Raw genomic sequence first — 1,186 nt, forward strand, 5'->3', positions numbered from 1 at the left:
AGGCTGTGTAGCTAGACCAGTTCGTCGTGCGATAGCGGGCGGGTGATGGCTTGCTCATGCGGACCGTCTAACCGCATAGATTCACAAATGTGAATCCTCGAAGGTCAGAGTTCTGCAACAACGCCGTCCGATACCGATGCCACCCCAAGTTTTGCTGGGTTTTACGAGAGCGCGGCAGGACGGGCGGTGAGTCGACTGCGGCAGGTTGCTGTCAAGGATCGAGTTCGATTGTGTTCCTGCTTTGTTCCTGTCTTTCATGCGTGAGGCGAGTCGCGTCGGACATCAGCAACGGGGAGGGCAAAGATGACCAAGTTGATTGTCGAGCGGTGTTGGCTTGCCCTCCAGTTGTTTGCCTCTGAGGACGGCCACCGCGGCTGATACACGCCATTTTTGGCTGGCAAAGCCGGCCTCTTTGAGGAGGGCGGGCCGAAAACGTATTGAGAACAAGGAAAGGAGACGAGGCATGGCCTTGCCACCACGCGTATATTTCACCCTTCAGGAAGCCGCTGCCCGGTGGGATTGCTCCCTAGCCGATATTGCCGGCTGGGCGTCAGTAGGGCGTTTTGACATCGTGACAGGTGTTGCACCGATCACTATCGGAACGCAGGTCATCACCGGATTTGCAGCCGTATCCCCGACCGAGATCCTTCCAATGTTCAGGCGTTGTGGCACAGGTCCAGTCAAGAGCGTTCTACGCCGCATTCGGCCGAAGGATCAGGACGAGTGGATCATGATCGTGGACCCCGCCGAACGCATTGAGGTGACATTGGCGGACTTGCTGATCATGGCCGAGGATGCGCGCCGATTTGAGACGGACTTTGATCTGCTGCGGCGCCCCGCGTCCAATATTGGCTCCACCACCCGCTACGACTGGGATGGCATGTACATCACGTTGATGGTGCGGATCCACGAAGAGGGCCTGCCCGCTACCCAGGCGGAGTGGCTGGGCGAGGTGCAGGAATGGTTCGTGGCCAACAGCGAAAGCGGGGAGGTGCCCGACGAGCGGACGATCCGCCGCAGGCTCACACCAATCTGGAAAGCACTGCGGGGATCGTAAGGGGCGTTGTTGCAGAACTCTGACCTTCGAGGATTCACATTTGTGAATCTATGCGGTTAGACGGTCCGCATGAGCAAGCCATCACCCGCCCGCTATCGCACGACGAACTGGTCTAGCTACACAGCCTCG

The 1,186-nt window shown here is 58.5% G+C and carries 1 protein-coding gene; it reads left to right on the plus strand.

Annotated features, from left to right (window positions below):
- Window positions 1-463: 463 nt before the first annotated feature.
- Window positions 464-1,057 carry a hypothetical protein gene (locus FA740_RS19510; protein ID WP_136858436.1) on the plus strand — a complete coding sequence of 198 codons (594 nt, stop codon included), beginning with the start codon at window positions 464-466 and terminating at the stop codon, window positions 1,055-1,057.
- The last annotated feature ends 129 nt before the right edge of the window (window positions 1,058-1,186 follow it).

The organism is Paracoccus hibiscisoli, from assembly GCF_005048265.1.
Lineage (GTDB): Bacteria > Pseudomonadota > Alphaproteobacteria > Rhodobacterales > Rhodobacteraceae > Paracoccus > Paracoccus hibiscisoli.

Coding starts and splice junctions, on each gene's coding strand:
- FA740_RS19510 (WP_136858436.1), top strand. CDS start 464: ATGGCCTTGCCACCACGCGTATATTTCACCCTTCAGGAAGCCGCTGCC.